The organism is Chroococcidiopsis sp. SAG 2025 (genome assembly GCF_032860985.1).
Taxonomy (GTDB): Bacteria; Cyanobacteriota; Cyanobacteriia; order Cyanobacteriales; family Chroococcidiopsidaceae; genus Chroococcidiopsis.
In genome coordinates this window covers 129,583-147,005 of the sequence record NZ_JAOCNC010000001.1, presented here as the reverse complement: position 1 = coordinate 147,005, position 17,423 = coordinate 129,583, and the positions used below count along the sequence as shown (strand labels likewise).

17 protein-coding genes are annotated in these 17,423 nt (G+C 42.6%); 4 read left to right on the top strand and 13 right to left on the bottom strand.

Features of this window, described 5'->3' with window-relative positions; genetic code table 11:
* Nucleotides 1-6: 6 nt before the first annotated feature.
* Nucleotides 7-471, bottom strand: a complete 465-nt coding sequence (locus N4J56_RS00650; protein ID WP_317104685.1) for a hypothetical protein — start codon at nt 469-471, stop codon at nt 7-9.
* A gap of 471 nt (nt 472-942) precedes the next feature.
* On the opposite strand from N4J56_RS00650, the gene N4J56_RS00645 reads away from it, so the two are divergent.
* Complete coding sequence (locus tag N4J56_RS00645) at nt 943-1,668, top strand: tetratricopeptide repeat protein (protein ID WP_317104684.1); 726 nt, start codon at nt 943-945, stop codon at nt 1,666-1,668.
* Between the two features lie 36 nt (nt 1,669-1,704).
* On the opposite strand, the gene N4J56_RS00640 is transcribed toward N4J56_RS00645, so the two are convergent.
* Entirely contained in the window at nt 1,705-2,091 is a 387-nt protein-coding gene (locus N4J56_RS00640; protein WP_317104683.1) for a hypothetical protein, read from the bottom strand.
* A gap of 460 nt (nt 2,092-2,551) precedes the next feature.
* Complete coding sequence (gene psaM, locus N4J56_RS00635; RefSeq protein ID WP_132866463.1) at nt 2,552-2,647, bottom strand: photosystem I reaction center subunit XII; 96 nt, start codon at nt 2,645-2,647, stop codon at nt 2,552-2,554.
* Between the two features lie 164 nt (nt 2,648-2,811).
* On the opposite strand from psaM, the gene N4J56_RS00630 reads away from it, so the two are divergent.
* Both N4J56_RS00630 and N4J56_RS00625 read left to right on the top strand, forming a co-directional pair.
* On the top strand, nt 2,812-4,077 hold the full coding sequence (locus tag N4J56_RS00630; protein WP_410500395.1) for an FGGY-family carbohydrate kinase: 1,266 nt from the start codon (nt 2,812-2,814) through the stop codon (nt 4,075-4,077).
* 35 nt (nt 4,078-4,112) lie between these two features.
* Entirely contained in the window at nt 4,113-4,769 is a 657-nt protein-coding gene (locus N4J56_RS00625) for a DUF938 domain-containing protein (protein ID WP_317104681.1), read from the top strand.
* 55 nt (nt 4,770-4,824) lie between these two features.
* Here N4J56_RS00625 and N4J56_RS00620 read toward each other — a convergent pair whose 3' ends face one another.
* The 10 genes from N4J56_RS00620 to N4J56_RS00575 all read right to left on the bottom strand — a co-directional run bounded on the left by N4J56_RS00620 (nt 4,825) and on the right by N4J56_RS00575 (nt 17,001).
* Nucleotides 4,825-5,862, bottom strand: coding sequence for a glycosyltransferase family 2 protein (locus N4J56_RS00620; protein ID WP_317104680.1), 1,038 nt, complete (start codon nt 5,860-5,862; stop codon nt 4,825-4,827).
* A 19-nt stretch (nt 5,863-5,881) separates the two neighbouring features.
* Nucleotides 5,882-7,174, bottom strand: coding sequence for a glycosyltransferase (locus tag N4J56_RS00615; protein ID WP_317104679.1), 1,293 nt, complete (start codon nt 7,172-7,174; stop codon nt 5,882-5,884).
* A 37-nt stretch (nt 7,175-7,211) separates the two neighbouring features.
* Nucleotides 7,212-8,504, bottom strand: coding sequence for a glycosyltransferase (locus N4J56_RS00610; protein ID WP_410500394.1), 1,293 nt, complete (start codon nt 8,502-8,504; stop codon nt 7,212-7,214).
* 60 nt (nt 8,505-8,564) lie between these two features.
* The gene (locus tag N4J56_RS00605; RefSeq protein WP_317104677.1) at nt 8,565-9,848 is read right to left on the bottom strand and encodes a histidine phosphatase family protein; all 1,284 of its coding nucleotides are present in this window, start codon (nt 9,846-9,848) and stop codon (nt 8,565-8,567) included.
* The gene (locus N4J56_RS00600) at nt 9,832-11,685 is read right to left on the bottom strand and encodes an ABC transporter ATP-binding protein (RefSeq protein WP_317104676.1); all 1,854 of its coding nucleotides are present in this window, start codon (nt 11,683-11,685) and stop codon (nt 9,832-9,834) included. The genes N4J56_RS00605 and N4J56_RS00600 overlap by 17 nt, the downstream gene beginning before the upstream one ends.
* A gap of 77 nt (nt 11,686-11,762) precedes the next feature.
* Nucleotides 11,763-12,959 carry a glycosyltransferase family protein gene (locus tag N4J56_RS00595; protein ID WP_317104675.1) on the bottom strand — a complete coding sequence of 399 codons (1,197 nt, stop codon included), beginning with the start codon at nt 12,957-12,959 and terminating at the stop codon, nt 11,763-11,765.
* Between the two features lie 36 nt (nt 12,960-12,995).
* Complete coding sequence (locus N4J56_RS00590) at nt 12,996-13,916, bottom strand: glycosyltransferase family protein (protein WP_317104674.1); 921 nt, start codon at nt 13,914-13,916, stop codon at nt 12,996-12,998.
* An 8-nt stretch (nt 13,917-13,924) separates the two neighbouring features.
* Complete coding sequence (locus tag N4J56_RS00585) at nt 13,925-14,254, bottom strand: hypothetical protein (RefSeq protein WP_317104673.1); 330 nt, start codon at nt 14,252-14,254, stop codon at nt 13,925-13,927.
* 368 nt (nt 14,255-14,622) lie between these two features.
* Nucleotides 14,623-15,006 (bottom strand): response regulator transcription factor, encoded by a 384-nt coding sequence (locus tag N4J56_RS00580; RefSeq protein ID WP_317104672.1) that lies wholly within the window; start codon nt 15,004-15,006, stop codon nt 14,623-14,625.
* Between the two features lie 414 nt (nt 15,007-15,420).
* On the bottom strand, nt 15,421-17,001 hold the full coding sequence (locus N4J56_RS00575) for a HAMP domain-containing sensor histidine kinase (protein WP_317104671.1): 1,581 nt from the start codon (nt 16,999-17,001) through the stop codon (nt 15,421-15,423).
* Nucleotides 17,002-17,250: 249 nt separating this feature from the next.
* On the opposite strand from N4J56_RS00575, the gene N4J56_RS00570 reads away from it, so the two are divergent.
* A complete protein-coding gene (locus N4J56_RS00570) occupies nt 17,251-17,418 on the top strand; it encodes a hypothetical protein (protein ID WP_317104670.1) in 168 nt (55 codons plus the stop codon).
* Nucleotides 17,419-17,423: the final 5 nt, after the last annotated feature.

Genomic DNA, 17,423 nt, shown 5'->3' with positions numbered 1-17,423 from the left:
CGACAATCACAGAACTTGATGGGTATAGGCGTGCTGCTTCACATTATCGTCTTTACTAACAACTCGTTTCGTATTTAACACGCGCTTGCGTTCTGTGGAATAATTAAAATCTTCGCGAGTTGCGCCGAGAGGAATGAGAGACTGGGCAACAGTACGGCTCTTGAAAGTACGAGCAGCCGCGATCGCCCGTTGTCCGAAGTCGTCGCTAAATTGGGCTGAGGTGGGAAAACCAGCAGGTATCTGGAACTTGTCGCCAGCTAAAACCGTTCCCAGGGTTGTAGCGCTAACCAGTTTGTAAGATGTGGGAATACCTTTAGCGATCGCTTCTAAAGCAGCAGAGGGTATCGGCTCGATAATTTCTAGTTCGCGCACTTCTCCATCTTCCTTCACAAAGCAAGTCGCTAACCCGATTGCAACGTAGTCATCTGGCGATAGCTCGGGCGCGTTGGCATACATAGTAGCAGTAGTCATAACAAAATTCTCTCAAAAATCCAAACACAGCAGTCACCGTGCTTGCATTTTATCAACTTGTCGAACGTATTGAAGAAAAGGGAGCAGTTATCAGTGACTCCTGACCAGTGACCAGTGACTCCTGACCAGTGACCAGTGACTCCTGACCAGTGACCAGTGACTCCTAACCAGTAACTCCTGACCAGTTAACAATCCACTACACCCCACACCCCACACCCCACACCCCTTTTTTCACTGAGTAACTGATGCCTAATTCCTAAATCTTCTGGAATTTATCTGCGGAAAGATGAATGATCCAGTATGAAGTGAGAATCATAGAGTGTGAGCATCGACTTGGGCGCTACTAATGCCTGACATAACAAAATCTAAGCTAAGACACCTAAGTAAGTGCCACAAAGATACACCAGATAGAGTCTAGATAATTATAAGTTTATTTTATAGAGCTTGTGGCTCAACAGCCCAGCAACCATCATGAGAAGCCAATCGTTAGAAGCAGAAAAAAAGAATCGGAAATGCCGTCATCAGCGTAATAGTAGTGGCATGGCTAATCAGTCGCCAATAGCCTCCAGAAACGGTAAACGGCAACCGGAACTAGCCTTATCCGATACGTACTTACGTGCATGTGCTGCGGAGAAATCGCAGCAGGGAAACTATGCCGACGCGATCGCCTTGTTGAGCCAACTGCTTTATCGCTGCCCTGGAAATGCAATTGACTACAACAATCGGGGATTGGTATACTTCCAGGCTGGTCAACTCCAACAGGCGATCGCTGACTACGATCGCGCACTAGAACTGAATCCGAATTTAGCAAAAGCTTATAACAATCGAGCTAACTACCACGCCGCCTGTGGAAATTTCCTCGCTGCATTGGCTGACTACGATCGCGCCCTGGATCTCAATCCTAGCTACGTGCGGGCGTTACTCAACCGAGGCATTACTCTGCGCGATTTGGAACGCTACGAAGAGGCAATTGAAAGTTTCGATCTGGCACTGTTACTAGGACAGCTAGAAGGACATATTTATGCCGAACGCGGTCGGACTTATCATTTATGGGGTGATTGGAACTGCTGCATATCTGATTATCGCCGTGCTTTAGAGCTTCTACCACAGCACAACAGCTCCAATGCCGATTCCGCTATGCGTTTACACGCTCAGGTCGAAACTTGGTTAAACCAATTATTAACGATTGACAATTAGCGGTAATCCTGGCTGCTAATTGCCGGTCGCTAATTGCTATCTAGATTTGTCGAGGAAGTAAACTTGGCGCTGTCCTGGTTCAATTAAATTATTTTGCTCTTTCATCAAAGAATAGCTTTGACGGGGATCGAAGTAGTGGTTGAGATCTTGACGCAGATGACCGACGCGCTGTTCTATCTGCTTGACTTCGGTATTAATTGCTTTCGATTTTTGCTGCTGCGACCAAAGATAAGGTGCTAACTGCACCAAACTGTACAGCGTTATGGCAGAAATGGCACAGTTAGCAAATAGTTTTGCAGTGTTTTCTAAAACTAACGTGCGATTGGGATGGCGCTGCTGGCGCTGTACGGTTTTTCTACGGCGACCCTGGCGGCGAGTCTTTTGCGGTTGTAGAGGTGGTCTAGACGGTTGAATGGCGTTCATAATTGCTCAAAAGGGGCGATTAAACAACTAGTCTTATATAGTCTGTGGATTGGGCTTTTTGTTTACTCTGATGCAAAGAATCCCCAAAACCTTACTCTCACTCTGCTCTAGCTCCCAACCGTAGTTTTACGCAAACGTAGCCAAAACTGTTTACCATTGCACAATTAAGACTAGTGAATATACGGTAAATCAACGGGGAGGATGCTCGGAGGTCAGCAGCCGATCGTTGTAGAACAACTGGCGATCGCGAAACGGGGTTTTGCTAGTTGGTAGATGTTATGCAATCGAAGCTCGATTCAAACTGATTTAAATGATTTGAGATTGGGTTTTGAGTCGAGGAGCGATCCCCTGACTCAAAACTCAACTTGGAAACAGTTGAACTATGAGTGTTTGTTCAGGTAACAAACAAACCAGTAGTCTCTGCCTCACAATGTCATAGTTAACAAATGTACCTAAATTTCTACTTATACAGTTCGGTAGCTAGCCGAAAAGCTAGTAGACCAGGTAGTAACGCTACTACGAGAGCAACGTAAACTTGAGTATCTGATATATTCATTAAAAAGCCTCCTAGTCACAAAGTATTCTTACCAGATAGTTTCATAATTTCAAATGAATTCCCTCATCAGGGGAATAGCTTGTTACAACTCTACACAAAATTCTGTTGAATGTTGAAAAGTTGGTAGTCATGATAACTATTCCCTGCTCCCTACTCCCTAACAACTGATGATTTCTCTGGGAATCGATTTTGGAACTTCTGGCGCTAGAGCCGTGGCGATCGATGCCACAGGCAAGACTCTAGCAGAAGCCAAGCATATTTTTACAGGGGCAGAATTAGCAACTACACCCGCTCAATGGCAGACAGGCTTGTTTTGCTTACTAGAGCAACTGCCCTTAGAATTACGGCAGAAAATAGAGGCGATCGCGATTGATGGGACTTCTTCCACCGTCTTGCTGTGTGATGCGACGGGCAATCCAATCGTTACACCACTACTCTATAACGACGATCGCGGCATTGCCGTCATGGAAACACTACGCGCGATCGCTCCTCCCCATCATGTGGCAATCGGCGCTACGTCCAGTTTGGCAAAGTTGTTGTGGTGGCAAAAAGCTTGTAGGGGCGCACAGCTGTGCGCCCCTACAGAAACATATTTCCTACACCAAGCTGACTGGTTGGGTTTTTTATTACACGGACAGCTAGGAGTGAGTGACTATCATAACGCTCTGAAGTTGGGATATGACGTGGAACGGTTGTGCTATCCTGACTGGTTGTTGAAGTTGCCTGCACTGCCAAATTTGCCCCAGGTACTTACTCCTGGCGCGCCTGTAGGAGAGGTGACGGCAGAGGTGCGATCGCGGTTTGGGTTGCCGCAAGGCTGCGTGGTACGTGCTGGGACGACAGATAGTATTGCGGCGTTTCTAGCTAGCGGGGCAAACTCCCCTGGAGAAGCAGTTACGTCGTTGGGTTCGACCTTGGTACTCAAATTACTCAGTCAAACGCGGGTGGAAGATGCCCGCTTTGGAATTTACAGCCATCGACTGGGCGACTTGTGGTTGACTGGTGGGGCTTCTAATACTGGTGGAGCTGTGTTACGGCACTTTTTTACAGATGCAGAGTTAGAAACGCTGAGCGGTCAGATCGACCCTAATTACGAAAGTCCCTTAGATTACTATCCTTTACTCAAAGCAGGCGATCGCTTCCCGATTAACGATCCTCATTTGCCACCGCGACTAGAACCTCGTCCAGAAAATCCGGTTGAGTTTCTACACGGATTATTGGAGAGTATGGCACGGATCGAAACAAGGGGATATCAATTATTGCAGCAGCTCGGAGCAACTCCCTTGAGATGCATCTATACGGCTGGAGGCGGGGCGAAAAATGCTGTTTGGAGCCAAATTCGAGCTAGACATTTATGCGTGCCTGTGGCGCAGTCAGCGCACGCGGAAGCGGCTTATGGTACGGCATTGTTAGCACAGATGTCATGCTGAAATAATGAATACTAGCGATCGCCCCCATAACCTGCATGAACGATTCAAGTAGCCGACGACAGTACGCCCCTGCTACCCAACGCAACCGCAAGCCGATTCTAGAGGTGCTGCTGCAAGTTTTGCCTTCTACAGGTACGGTGTTAGAGGTTTCCAGCGGTACGGGAGAACATGCAGTTTATTTTGCCCCTCACCTTCACCCGCGGAATTGGATTCCGTCCGATCCAAATCCCTTAGCACGAGAGAGCATTGCAGCATGGCGAGAATCTTGTCCGACAGATAATTTATATCCGCCGCTGGCGTTAGATGCTAGCGATCCGGTTTGGGTGGTAGAAAGGGACGAACTGCCAGAATCTTTACATGATATAGATTTTCAACGTGATCCGATTGTGGCGATCGCCAACATTAACATGATTCACATTGCCCCTTGGTCGGCTTGTCTGGGATTAATGGCAGGAGCAAGGCGAATTTTGCCATCAGGGGGTATTTTGTACTTGTATGGACCCTTCAAGCAGGCGGGTCAGCATACTGCACCCAGCAATGCTGCTTTTGATGAAAGTTTACAGGCACAAAATCCAGCATGGGGCGTGCGCGATTTGGATGATGTTGTCGCAGTTGCACGCAGCGAAAATCTTTCTCTAGTTAAGACTTATGCCATGCCAGCTAATAATCTTTCGGTAATTTTTCAGGCGTGAAGAAAGGGAGTCGGGAGTCGGGGAAGAGCGAGCAACTACCAATTACCAATTTTATTCACGCTTTAGCCAACTCTGGTGTTACAGTTACTTTCTGAATTGGTGGTAGTTCTAGTTTGCGTTGTGGCAGCATTTTGGCATAGCGATCGCTCAGATAGCGGTTGAATTTTCGGTCGAGTTTTTTCATGGTTCTTTTCAACGGCTTATTCTCAAATCCAAAACTTACCTGACGCACGAAAGGTTTAATAATTGTGGCAATGCGTCTGACTCCCAATTTTTTATACTTGGTTTGGAAATAACCGTCTTCCGATAAATTCCACTTCTCGCGTAAGCGTTGTAAGCTGCCTAAAGTCCAAGCGTCACTCCAACGCAACATATAAAAATGCAAATCCGTCCATTCTAGAGGTGGACCTGGTACGTAGGTGACTAAACTATCTGGCTCAAAATAGACCGTACCTCCCACTTGTGCCACAGTCATGCAAAAGTCAAGGTGTTCCTTGGTGTTGAGCATAGCTTCGTCAAGATAGCCAATGCGATCGAAGATTTCTCTACGGACTAAAGTGCAATGAAATTCTGCCAATTCAGTTTGAGTCCGCTTCAATTGAGGACGCAACTCCACCGCGTTATGACCTTGTTTGTACATTTTTTCGCGTAGATGTCGTCTACCTTTCACATCAGTGACAACACGACTTTCTCCACCCGCAAAGTGAACCCTTTTGTGAATCGGTTGCTTTTCACACATTAAAGGACCAACTACAGTTGCTTCTGTTTCCTCAGCGCAATTAACTAAAGCTGTTAACCAGCCTGGAGAAACTATGACATCGTTATCAACAAAAACCAAATATTTAGTATCGACACGACTCAAACCAATGTTACGTGCATGATTGGGAGAAAGATAGTAATTTGTGCGAATAATTTCAAAACACTTTTCTTGGGCTTGAGTTTCTAAATATTGTTGTACTTTTGCAGGAGAATTGCCATCAACATAAATTAACTTGAAGGGAAAATTTGTGTGTGCGTAAATGCTTTCTAAAGATACTTGAGTACAGCTAAAACGCTCGTGAGGTACAACAACAATTGTCACTATAGGTTTCATTACGATCTCTTCCTCCATTCTAACGATTTGCCGTAACTGCTAAACTACGTCTCATTACAGTTTTTTGGGGTAACTTTGAATCTAATACTTGTTGATAAATTTCAACTAATTCATCGTTTAACTTGCCCATATCATATTTTGTTTCTACCTGCGCTCGACCAGATAAACCCATTTGCTGCCAAAGTTCTGGATGTTCGATTAGGTAGTTTAATTTTTGCGCGATCGCCTCAACATCTCGCTCTGGAACTAAAAAACCAGATACGCCATCTTCTACTAATTCTGGAATGCCACCATGGAACGTACTAATAACAGGTAAACCCATTGCCATTGCTTCTTTTAATGTATTGACTGGGGCATCTTGATTACCATCAGCTCCAGTGACGCTAGGAGCCAGAAAAATATGACAAGTATCGAGAATTTCTACAATTTCTTTTTGTTGTTTCCAGCCTAATATTTTGACAATATTATCTACATTCAATCCAGTAATTAATTGCTCTAAATCTGCTTTTAGCTCTCCATCACCAATGATGTAGTATTCGATATTTGGCTGAGTTTGAGCGACTTTGGCAACTGCGGCGATCGCATACTCAATTCCTTTCTTTTCTACCAAACGTCCAGTCGTCGCAATTTTCACTTTGCCATCAGCAGGAAAAAATCGAGGTTGGTAAGCAAACTTACTACAATCAATTCCCGAACCGTGGACGTGAATTTTGTTTGAATCGCATCCTAAAGCAACTGCTTTATTTTTAAAAAACTCACAGTTAGCCAAGAAAAAATCTGTTTCTTGAAAGACTTCTTGATAAACGCGATCGCCCCACTTGGGTAAGAATTTACTAATATCCGCACCTCGAAACGTAGAAATTAATTTTCCTTCAATTAATCCGAGTTGACGAAACCACACGCCAAACACTCCCAAAGTGCTAAATTGACAGTGAATAATATCGTAGGATTTCTTATTAAGAAATGGTATCGCTCGATAAAGTAGCTTCAGCGATTTTGCTTGACTAAAGTATCGAGATGTATTCAGTAATTGCCAGCATACTAAAGGGTTTTTATAAAAATTAAGTGCTAGTAAACCAAACCCTTTTAGCCAACGCCATAGCTCGTTATCCGGTCGGTTAGGTGCGTAAAAAGTTCTTTTTAATAGTTGATATTGTTCGACTAAAGGATGCACTTTAGATAAATCTTTGGGAGCGCCATCTAAGGAATAAATATCAACTTCGTGACCGCGCTTGATCGCGCCAACAATTTGATTTAGAATAAATGGTTCTGATAGAACAGGAAACCGAGCAACAAAAAATGCGATTTTCATATTTAGTAAAAGTTGTATTTCAGTAAAAATCTTGCCTTTAAACACGCATTGGTTTTTGAAAACTCTGTATCGCAGTTTTTCGATTTAATTTTTCATCTAACATTTGCTCGTAGATTGCCACTAATTCATCGTTCAATTTGTTCATATCGTACTTTGCTTCTACTCGCTCTCGACCAGCTTTTCCCATACTTTGCCAAACTTCAGGATGCTCGATCAGAAATTCAAGTTTTGTGGCGATCGCATCAGCATCGCGCTCTGGAACCAAGAATCCAGATATGCCATTTTGAACTAGTTCGGGAATGCCACCATGCCTAGTACTAATAACAGGCAAACCCATTGCCATTGCTTCTTTTAATGTATTGACTGGTGCATCCTGATTGCCGTCAGATGCCGTGACGCTAGGAGCCATAAAAATATGGCACTCATTGAGAATTTCGATAATTTCTTTTTGCTGTTTCCAACCTAGTAATTTAACGACATGACTGACATTTAATTCGATAATTAGTTGCTCGAAGTAGGCTTTTAAGTCACCGTCACCAATAATATTGTATTCAAGATTCGAGTAGGTTTTGACTAACTTAGCAATAGCACGAATACCATATTCTATTCCTTTCTTTTCTACTAAGCGTCCTGTTGTGATAATTTTGATTTTTCCGTCAGTGGGAAAATGACGCGGCTTAAAAGTAAACTTACTACAATCTAATCCCGAACCATGAACGATAATTCTTGTTGGGTTGCAGCCTAAACTTATCGCGCGATCGCGAAAATATTCGCAATTGGCTAAGAAAAATTCACCTTCTCTAAAAAGTTTATCGTAGACAGTAATACCATTTTCTTGAACGTACTTACTAATATCAATACCGCGAAATGTAGTAATTAACTTACCTTGAATAATATTAGCGTCGCGATAAGCAAGAGCAATTGGTGCTAGCGTACCGAATTGACAATGAATAATGTCATACGACCCATCTTGAAGTAGTGCGACAGTCCTATAAAAAGATTTTAACGTTGTGACTTCTGTATCGTATTTACCAGGCTGAAAAAATTGTAACGTTTTCCAAGAACCTCGATTCAGATTCTTCAGAAATAAACCTAATCCTTTAATCAAACGAGGAAAAAACTTTTCTGGTAATGTTGGCGGAAAATAAGTACGCTTCATTAACTGGTATTCTTCAACTACAGGATGTATCTTACCCGTGTAGTTTTTAGGTAATCCATTAACTGGATGAATGCGGACATCGTGACCGCGCTCGAGCAAGCCAGTAATTTGATTCAGAATAAAGGCTTCTGATAAAACTGGAAACCGCCAGACAATAAATGCAATCTTCATAGTTTTGTTATTAGTCATTGTCATTAATCATTAGTTATTTGTGAATTGAGTATTCCTCGATTAAAAATTTATTTTGGCGGGCATCTCCCACCCTACGTCTGATTTATGAATCAAGTCATTCTGAGTAGTTAAAATATTCATTGCTTGTAAAATTGGTGGATGGCGATCGCCTGGATATTGCAGACAACTTATCGTTCCTTTTTTGACTAATATTCGTTCCGAAACATCCGAATTCATATTAAAAACATGACCGATTAAACGAGCGATTGTTTCTTCGCTTGTCATAACTAGACCAGTCGTCAACTGCTGGGAATTAGCTCTACTTCTTCTACCAATGACTGCTTGCCAAGCTTCGGGAATATCTTCTCGCAATACCTCAAACTGTACTGTTTCTGGATGGTATTGCAGAATTTGTTGCACCGTAATGTGGTAAGAGTCAAGTATGCTATTGAGGCTAAAGTCAATTCGCACTTGTTTGAGAAACCTAGCTATGTTTTGAGTTTGTGCTGCATTTGTCCCAGAAGGTACGAGCAACAGCCGTAAACCTTTACCCCCTTCTTGAGGCTTGGGTAAGTGTTCTCCTACATGAGTATTTAAATTCATTGCTTCCAATTGCCCTGACTCCAGAGAACCGTCAGGAAAATTTAGAACGCTGATGCCGCAGTTAGACTGCTGAATGCAATGATAGCGATCGGGTGTAATTCCTAAAGCTGTACTTATCAAAGCGCGGTTGGTTCCGCCATGAGTCACTAGTAAAACGGTTTGTCCCCTATGGCGCGGTAATATTTCTTGCCAAAACTCTCGCACCCTTTGATATAAATCTAGGGCGGGAAAGAATTTGTCAAGTTGTTGGCTGTTAGTTGTTGGTTGTTGGTTGACAATCAACGCTGAGGCTACACTGCTTCCTTGTCTCCCTTGTCCTCCTTGTCTCCTTACTATCTCACCGACAGCATGTAACTCCATCTCGAACAAATGGGGGTGTTGTTTCCAAAGGCGATATTCCTTGGCGAAGTTTTCGCGCACGTATTGAAATGACAACCCTTGCCATGCGGGAAGATTGGTTTCGCGTAACTTGTTCGTTAGCCTTAATTGGGCAAGGGAGGATATGACTCTCAAAATTTCTTGGGCGGTTTCTTGCGCTCGTTTCAATGAACTGGAGTAGATAGCATCAAATACCACTCCTTTGAGAAAATCGCCAGTTAAACGCGCGTCTGTGCGCCCTACTTCAGTTAATACTGACTCATCGCTGCTACCTTGATAGAGACCGAGGGCATTGTAAGTACTCTGCCCGTGGCGTACTAAGATAACGCGGGTTGCTCGATCTTCCTCATGCTTCCATCGCATAAGTATCTCCTGTTTGCTCGCTATCAATAATGCTTTGGATCTGATACAAGGTGGCATAATGTCCGCCCAGACGCATGAGTTCGCTATGCGTCCCCTGTTCCAAAATGCTGCCTCCCTCAACGTAGAGGATGATATCTGCGTGTTGCACTGCCCTGAGATTGTGGGAGATTGTAAATGTCGTCCGCCCCTCAGTGAGTTTTTCTAAGGCTGCGTTGACGATTTGTTCGCTAGCACTGTCCAAACCTGTAGTTGGTTCGTCCAGAATGACAATCGGTGCTTGACGGATCGCCGCACGGGCGATCGCAATTCTTTGTCGCTGTCCGCCCGATAGCGTTCCACCCCGTTCGCCCAAAACTGTATCGTAGCCTTGGGGCAGTTGCATAATGAATTCATGAGCATTAGCAAGACGGGCGGCTTGTTCTACTTCTTTGCGAGAAGATCCTAGTTTCCCGTAAGCAATATTTTCTTGTACGCTAACTGCAAACAAAACGCTATCTTGCAAAACTACGCTAATTTGCTGCCGCAGCGAATCTAGGGTGTATTCGCGTAAATCTTGACTGTCAATTAAAATCCGACCGGAATCAGGGTCATACAGGCGGAGAATTAGGCTCAGAAGAGTTGATTTTCCACTTCCAGAAGGACCCACCACCGCTACTTGTTGCCCCGACTGAACGGCAAAGCTAATATTTTCTAATATTTCCTTAGCTGTACTGTAGCCAAAAGAAACATTTTCAAACCGGATTGCCCCAAAGAAAGGATGTGCTTTTTTTGCCCCTGGTAAGTCACGCACGTTGGGTTCGTAGTCCAATAACTCCACCACCCTTTCACCAGAAGCCGTCGCTTTAGCAATCTGCCCGACTTGAGTGGAAAGTTTTCGCATTGGTTCAAAAGCATTTTTTAAATAAGTCATAAATACTAATAATTCGCCAGGAGTAAGTCCCTTGTGCAGAACTACATGGGAACCACGCCACAAGACAGCGGCGATAATTACTGCCATCAGGACTTGCACCGTTCTTTCTAATGCTGCTGAGAGTTTTAAAGATTCGATCGCCTCATCTAAACTTTTCTGGTTTTGCGCTGCGAAAATGCTATGTAGCATCTCCTGCAAAGAAAGAACTTGTACGATTTTAATCGCCCCAATAGTTTCACCCGTTGTCGCTGCTAAAACACCTTCAGAATCGCGATGTTGTTTGGCAAAACTACGAATGCGACCGATTGTTTTACTCGTGAGCAGGGTTAGGAGTGGAAATATTGCTGTTGCGACTAATGCTAATTCCCAGTTCAGCCAATACATGATTGCCAACATTCCTAATAAAGAAATAATGTTGGTCAATAAAGGTAGAGCAGTTTTGATCGTCACCAACCGCATTTTTTCAATATCAGCCGTGACGCGAGTAATTAAGTCGCCGCTTTTATGTTGTTGATGAAAGGAAAGAGAGAGACGCTGCAAGCGATCGAAAACTTGACCGCGTACCTCAGACAATATCTCTACAACAGCCAAAGACATACCATAGGTACTCAAATATGCTGCCATACTACCCAGTCCAGTAATACCAACTATTGCTAGGGCTGATAAAGTCAGCAGCATGACTGGATTGAGTCCAAAACTATTAGGAATATTAGTAGAGTTGTTATAAGCGGGAATTAGAATATTATCAAAAACATACTTTAGGGGCCAAGGTTCTAGTAATCGTAGACCTGTTTCTATTAATAAAGCAAAAAAAGCCCCAACAATTGTGAATCTTTGCTTACGGATATAGGGAGAAAACTTTCTCAAAATCCGTACAAGACCTGGTATTACTCCTCTTAAATCTTTTTCTTTGGGGCGCTGACCCATTTAGTAGTTCTCCTTGAAGTAAGGGTACATGGTGCGTGCGAAGAAAGCTATCGGTAGGTTAAATCAGCCAAAAATAATCAAACAAAACTCAAGGTTGCAATTTGAGGGTTGAGAAAACCTTTTAGGAAATTAGCTGTATTTTCAGCTCCTTTAAGATCGAATAATTGCGAATTATGAAATCGTTTATTCTTTAAGCAACAGATAATTTTGTTAGACAAACTTAGGGGGGATAAGTCTTGAGGTTGAATGCTGTCGATCAACCCTAATTTTTCTAATTTTCGCGTTCTGTGTAGCTGTTCTTTATCCACCTGCTCGTGTCCGATGGGAACTACAATGGCACGAACACCCGTACTTAAAATATTCATTGTGGTGTTATAACCACCGAGGCTGACAGAAATATCTGCCGTCTGCATGTATTCAAGCAGTTGCGGGGTATAAGTTTCAATTTGAATATTGTCGCGATCGCTAGCCAATTTTCTGAGGTGTGTCACCTTTTCTGCTGGCATAAACGAGCCAGTAAATATCTTGATAACGTGAGGTAGACTTTGACTCAATATCGCACTCGATCTAATCAGTGTTTCTAGTACTTCGTGACCGATTCTGCCACCACCTATACTTGCTACAATTTTGACGGTATCTAAACCAGCTTCATTCCACAATTCATCAAAAGGTGTAAAGGTGATTTTTGGTAGTTGTGTTACAAATCCTGTATGGACAATTTCAGCTTTAATTTCTTTATGTCTAGCAAAACTATCCGAAAAAGTTTGAAAGCGAGAATCGGCATGAAACAGGAGCAAATCGAAATATCGATTCATGAGATCGCAAATTGTTTTATCTTCTTCAGGAGCGCTTTCTTTTCCGATAACGTCACGCAAGCTAGAAACAATTTTAGTTTTAGGACTTGTCGCTTTTATATATTCGACTAAAGGAATTAGCTCGAAGAGTAGCTTGTGTCTACCAAAAGGAAAAAATTCTGTAATTAAACAGTCAGGTTTGATGCGATCGCATTCTGCAATTAAGATCTTTTTCCTAGCTTCTTTCACTTCCTCAACGGTAAATGGACTACTCCCTGCTGCAAATTCCCCCTCTTCTAGCCATAGTGCAGGTAATCGAATAACTTCTACTTGTGTTGGTAGCTCAAAACCTTGAATTTGAGGACCACCAATAATAAAGTAAACTTGAAAATAATTCGCTAAGCTTTGCACAATTTCTGAGCTACGAACTAAATGTCCCATACCACTCAGATATTGACAGTAAAACATAATTTTTTTCATGACTAGCTCACTTATAACTCCTAAAATCAAACCTATCTAAACTGCTGAGCGATCGATCGCTAAAGCGGGTAAAGAAGTATATTTTTGATAAATCCGGTTCAGTTGATGTTCGCAAACTTTTTGAGCCATGAGTTGCAGTAAATAATTTTGAACTCGAAACAAACCATTCATATCTAAGTTAAGCTTTAGCTTTTGTTGATCTTCTAGCTGACTTAACAGTAGATTCATTAGAGTTGTGGGACTAAAATCTTCCTTACCAGGTATGAGTGTCTTAATTAATCCTAAGCTTGCCATTCTCTCGGCTCTAATTGATTGTTCTTGAGACGGCTTATGACGCGGAATAATGACAGATGGTTTTCCTGCTGATAAAATCTCACAAACAGTATTATATCCAGCCATAGACACTACAATATCTGCGGCATTTATATAGCTCATTAAATCATCTGTAAATTCTCCAACTCGAACTTGAGAGTTGTTTTCTGCTGCTCGTTCGACGAGTTGCTTTTGCTTTTTAGGCATTTCAGGACCGCAAATTATCAAACTTTTAATGCGATACTTGGCTGGTAATAGTGCTAATGCTGACAAATAATTATCTACCAACTCATAGCCATCCTCTCCACCTCCAGGGGTTACTAGAATTAAGCGTTCTCGCTGCGAAACTTGTAATTCTTGTCGAATGCGAGTTCGACTCTTTTGTCCCGGTTGACGGTGCAGATAGCCACAGTAGCGTACTTTTTCAGCAATGGTAGGTGGAAATCTGTATTCTCGTACCGTGTCAAAAACTTCTGGCGTTCCAACTATTTGTATTTGATGGTAAAACTTGTCAATCGCTATATAAAAATCATTTTTTTGCCACTCGGCGATTGTTTTTTCTGGACAGTCAAGAATATCTCTTAATAACAGTACTAATTTTGTTTGTGGTAGTGCTGTCTGTAAGTAATTAAGAGTACCCCGCAACTCATTTTTTAGTCCGTAGGTTTCTTATCTACCAAAAAGAGATCTGGTTGAAAAATAATCGTTGCTGACAAGATTAATTCCGACCGCAGCTTAACCGTCTCTTCCACACCCATCCCTAAATATTTCACACCAATTTCACCAGTTTCATCGCGATTTAAGCAGGGTAACTTAATATAATCAAGTCCTTTTGGCAATCGAAAGCCCTGAAGCATGGGCGAACCAGAAAGTAATAAAATTGAAAGGTCAGGAATCTCGCTTAATAGGTGTTCGCAAATTACTAACATTCTGCGAATATTGCCAAGTCCAAATGCGTCGTGGGAATAAACCAGCAGTCGCATGACTGATATCCTTTTTGTGTGGTTGGTTGTGAAAAATTGACTGGCGATCGCAGTTCGTCACTAATGATCTGTCTTCCATCTACATATATCTTTGCAGTCAGTGATGAATTGACAATGAATGTTTAATGAGAGATTTCTCATGAGAAATCTCTCATTTTCGCCATAAGTCTCTCTTTCACTCCACCTCATTCGTTTGCATACATAATTATCGAGAGGCAACTCATCTCTACAAAGCCATTAAAAAAACATCTCAGTACAGTACGTTAGCCTTTGGCGTAACGCATCCTACGTATGTTTCAAAAATTAAATATAAGTCCTATAGATCTTTCAAGGCGCACAGATGTGCGCCCCTACAAATGCTAAAAATGTTATTTGAGCATCGTTTGTTTGCAAGCGATTTCCAACTGTGCCTGTATACATCCTAATAAGTCTTTGAAGAGGAAAGGCTTAGTAATGTAATCATTTGCACCAGCTCGCAAAGCAACTGCCTTACATTGATTATCGTCACGAGCAGTCATAATGACAATTGGTAGCACTTCTCCCTTGCTACGTAGTTCTTGCATGACCTGCCAACCATCTTTAATTGGTAAACCAAGGTCGAGTAACAATAGATCGGGTTGACTAGTTTGAGCCAATTCAATCGCCTGTTCTCCATCAGTTGCTACTAGAGTATCGAAACCACTTTTGCCAAGTCCTTTCTCAACAAAAGCAGCTAGACGAGCTTCGTCTTCCACAATCAAAATTTGGCTCATAACCTTGTGGTGTACCTATTTCAAGGTGGTCAATGAATAAAGTAAATGCTGAAGAGAACGATTTCGCTAATCTCGCATGGAAATCCTTGCAAATCTTAGCTAGCGATCGCCCTACTGCCACAACTTAAAACTCCTCATTGTTAGATGATGATAGAAATATTTATACGGATAATAACAGACTAAAAATAAACGTCATAAAAGATAAATCTTCTATTTATAAATATTTTATTGATCTGTCTTCTGTTTGCTTAATCCTATCTTCTAGAAAAAGTAATAGAACAACCCAGCGAACTCTCAATCATTTCAGCAATTAGTCTCTTGCCAATTACTTTGACAGTTAAAGATGAGATTGTGATGAAATTGAAATGAGAAACTTTTCATCTCTGAACTTGTCACTCGCCTTTCTACTTTGATTTAATCGTCAACCAGCTCGTTTGGCATGACTTTTTTCTCTGGCGATCGCTTCAGAGGTATGACGATCGTAAATCTAGCACCAGCACCAATATCACTTTTGAGTAAGACTCGTCCGCCGTGAGCTTCTACAATTGCTTGGACGATCGATAATCCCAACCCAGCGCCTTCAGAGCGGCGGCGACTGTTAGCAGCACGAGCAAAGCGTTCAAAAATCCTTTGTTGATCTACGAGTGCGATCCCTTCTCCCGTATCGCGTACCCAAAAACTAATTCTACTTTTACTAATTGCCGAGCCAATACCAATTATGTCATTCTCTTTTGTGTGTTGGATAGCATTTTGGATCAAGTTCATCACTGCCTGAGTTAAACGCTGACGATCGGCGATCGTCTGACCTTGAGCTGTACTATCGAATTGCCAGTTACGCTGGGCTAGTGCTTGTGCTTTAGCAAATAATTCCTCTGTAAAAGATTGTAACTCGACAGTTTCCCAGTGTAAAAAGTCCGGGCGTTCCGCTTTTGCTAGTAAAATCATGTCATTGACAAATCGGCTCATGCGATCTAACTCATCTAACACTAGCGCTAGAGTTTCCCGTATTTCTTCGGGGTTGTCGCCCATCAATTCTAAATGTCCGCGCACGATCGCGATTGGCGTTCGCAGTTCGTGTCCCGCATCGTTGATAAACTCTTGCTGGCTAGTAAAAGCGGCTTGCAATCTATCCATCATTTCATTAAAGGTAGTTGCTAGCTCCGCCAGTTCGCCCTTTCCTTCCACAGAAATGCGTTGATTGAGATCGGATTCGCTAATCTGATGAGTTGTTTGGAGTAGGAAGCGCAGAGGAGCCAAAACCCCCCGAGAAGCAACCCAAGCTATTAGCAAAACCAGAAGTAATACTACAGCACTGACTTGAACGATTGCTAATACGGCTTCTACAACTTCAGCTCGTTCGCCAGCGGTAGTATGAGCAACCACAAATACACCTGCAATTTTGCCGTCAATCCAAACAGGTTTAGCTGTGTAAAGAACGCTATCAATATTTGGTTCTGTAGGAAAGTCCTTCTCACCTTGTTCTGATTGAGTCAGTTTTCCCCAGTATTGAATCAACTCAGAATCAGCAGCAAGTACTTTGGGTCTAGCTCTCGGACTAGATTTACGAAATTCTCCATCCACGATCGCGATCAAAAAGGTATCATCTTCCGACAATTGACGACCGAGAAAAGCATCGAAAAATTCTTCTAACTCATCCTCTGTCACTGGAGGTTTCGTCAAGCGTATGTCTGCTTGTTTGAGCAAATTGACAGCAGCCTTCACTTCTTTGTCTTCGCGATCGCCTGCTTCGGTTTCTGCATCAATTAATTGAGTGAATATTTCCATCTTCTCCGTCAGCTCCCGATTGACACGCTGGTTGACGCGCTCGTAAAGCACCTGACGAAATGCAGGGATGGAAACTACAAAGATGAAGCCGATTGTCAGCAGATACCACAAGAGAATACGGGTACGTGCTGCCCAAAAGAATCCTCTGGCAGGCGAGAAATTTGATTTAACCTTGGGAGAGGCTCTACTCTCGCTCCGTTTTTCTGGCATCGATCGAAATTTATGATAGCTCTAAAAAAAACTTAATAGTTTTTAATATCTGATATTGGTTTACATAATAACTGCTTAGCAGGACTTTTTTGTCAGGGTACTACCTAAGAAGCTCGAAGATACCTCCATAAGGGGCTTGACAAATTTATCAACAAGAAGGAATATTCCAGAATCTCTCAGGAGCAAGCTAATAAGACTCACTACAGTCAAAACAGGCACTTGTAAAGAATTAATGCGTCTACGAAAGAGATGAGTCAAACCCGCTCTGTGAGTGGCGATCGCTCCTCTATGATGAGAAATGGTCTGACTCTAACCCCAAACCGAACATTTCAACTACCATTTGTACTTAGCTTGTCACTGGTAGCAAAAATACTTAGTGCGATCGATCGCCTGAAATCTCGTCGTCCACAATGCTAGCGAAG